This is a genomic window from Streptomyces sp. NPDC001027 (assembly GCF_040299045.1).
GTDB lineage: Bacteria > Actinomycetota > Actinomycetes > Streptomycetales > Streptomycetaceae > Streptomyces.
In genome coordinates this window covers 1-2338 of sequence record NZ_JBEPBI010000504.1, presented here as the reverse complement: position 1 = coordinate 2338, position 2338 = coordinate 1, and the positions used below count along the sequence as shown (strand labels likewise).

Genomic DNA, 2338 nt, shown 5'->3' with positions numbered 1-2338 from the left:
GGGCGGATCTGTCGGGTGATCCGTCGTTCCGTGAGGTGCTGGGCCGGGTGCGGGAGACGAGTCTGTCGGCGTTCGAGCACCAGGACGTGCCGTTCGAGCGGCTGGTGGAGGAGCTGGCGCCGGCGCGTTCGATGGGCCGTCATCCGTTGTTCCAGACGGTCTTCACGATGCAGAACAACGCACAGGCCGCCCTCGGCCTGTCGGGCGTGCAGGTGCGTGACCTGCCGATGGCCGCCGCCGCGGCGGCCCGGTTCGATCTGGATGTGCTGCTGGGTGAGCTGTTCGACGAGCGGGGTGTGCCCGCGGGTGTGTCCGGGTCCGTGATCGGTGCGGCGGATCTGTTCGAGGCGGAGTCGGTCGAGCGGATCGCGGAGCGCCTGGTGCGGGTGCTGGAGCTGGTGGCGGCTGATCCGGGGCTGCGGCTGAGCGCGGTGGACGTGTTGGACGCGGACGAGCGTCACCGGGTGCTGGTGGAGTGGAACGACACCGGGGCCGAGTTCGCCGATTCGCTGGTGCCGGAACTGTTCGCGGGGCAGGTGGCCCGGACACCGGACGCGGTGGCGGTCGTCGCGGACGGTGAGGAGGTGTCGTTCGCCGAGCTGGACGCCAGGGCGAACCGGCTCGCTCACTATCTGCTGGGCCAGGGCGTCGGCGCCGAGTCGACCGTCGGCGTGTGCCTGCCTCGCGGTGTGGACGCGGTGGTGGCGATCCTGGCGGCGTGGAAGGCCGGGGCGGCGTTCCTGCCGATCGACCCCGGTTATCCGGTCGAGCGGATCTCGTTGATGCTGGCGGACAGCGGTGCGGTGCTGACGCTGACCGACGAGGAGGTCCTGGACGAACTGCCCGCGGGGCGGGCGCGGATGGTCGCGGTGGACTCCACCCTGATGGAGACGCAGCTGTCGATGCTGCCGACGACGGCGCCCGAGATGTCGGTGTCCGCGGAGGGTCTGGCGTATGTGATCTTCACGTCGGGTTCGACGGGGCGGCCGAAGGGTGTGGCGGTCACGCACGGCGCTCTGGCGAATTACGTGCAGTGGGCAGCGGGTGCGTATGAGACGGCGGGTGGTGCGCCGCTGCATTCTTCGCTGGCCTTCGACCTGACGGTGACGAGTGTCGTGGTGCCGCTGATCTCCGGTTCGCCTGTGGTGGTGAGCCCTGAGGGCGGTGTGGAGGGGCTGGCGGATCTACTGCGGGACGGTGGTGGCGGGTTCGGTCTGGCGAAGGTGGTACCCGCGCATCTGCCGCTGCTGGCAGCAACATTGACTGACGGTCAGGTCAAGGACGCGGCGGTCACGTGGGTGGTTGGTGGTGAGGCGCTGCCCGGTGCGGTGGTGCGGGCGTGGCTGGAGCGTGCGCCGGAGTCGGTGGTGGTGAACGAGTACGGTCCGACCGAGACGGTGGTCGGTTGTGCGGTGTTCGAGGTCCGGGCCGGCCAGGAGGTCGGCGAGCCGGTGCCCGTGGGCCGTCCGATCGCCAACATGAGCCTGTATGTGCTGGACGGGTCCCTGCGTCCGGTCGCCCCGGGGGTGGCGGGGGAGTTGTACCTCGCGGGTGCGCAGCTGGCCCGGGGCTACGTGCGGCGCCCGGGTCTGACGGCGGAGCGGTTCGTGGCGAACCCGTTCGATCCGGGTGTGCGGATGTATCGCTCGGGGGATGTGGCGCGTTGGCGTGCCGATGGTCAGCTGGAGTTCCTGGGGCGTGCGGACGAGCAGGTGAAGGTCCGCGGTTTCCGCATCGAGCCCGGCGAGGTCGAGGGCGTGATCGCCGCTCATCCGCAGGTCGCGCAGGCCGCGGTCATCGCCCGTGAGGACGTGCCCGGCGATGTGCGTCTGGTGGCGTACGTCGTCGCGGAGGACGACGAGGCCGACGGCCTGTCGGAGCAGCTGCCGGGGTTCGTGGCGCAGCGGCTGCCGGAGTACATGGTCCCGTCGGCCGTGGTGGTCCTGGACGCGCTGCCGCTGACGGCCAACGGCAAGCTGGACCGCAAGGCCCTGCCCGCCCCCGACTACGCGGCGGGCGCCGGCACCGGCCGGGCCCCGGCGAACGCGCGTGAGGAAACCCTCTGTTCGGCGTTCGCCGAGGTCCTCGGGCTGGAGAACACAGGCGTCGACGACGACTTCTTCGCCCTGGGCGGTCACTCGCTGCTGGCGGTGCATCTGGTCGAGGTGCTGCGCAAGCAGGGTGTGTCGGTGTCGGTGCGGGCGCTGTTCGACACTCCGACCCCGGCGGGGCTTGCCCTCTCCGCGGGTGCGGACGAGGTTGTCGTTCCGGCGAATCTGATCCCCGCGGACGCGACGGAGATCACGCCGGAGATGCTGCCGCTGGTCGATCTGACCGC

The 2338-nt window shown here is 70.8% G+C and carries 1 protein-coding gene; it reads left to right on the top strand.

Going from position 1 to position 2338, the window contains the following annotated elements; genetic code table 11:
- Positions 1–2338: non-ribosomal peptide synthetase (locus ABT300_RS43285; RefSeq protein WP_351688460.1), on the top strand; the 2338-nt coding region annotated here is incomplete at both ends.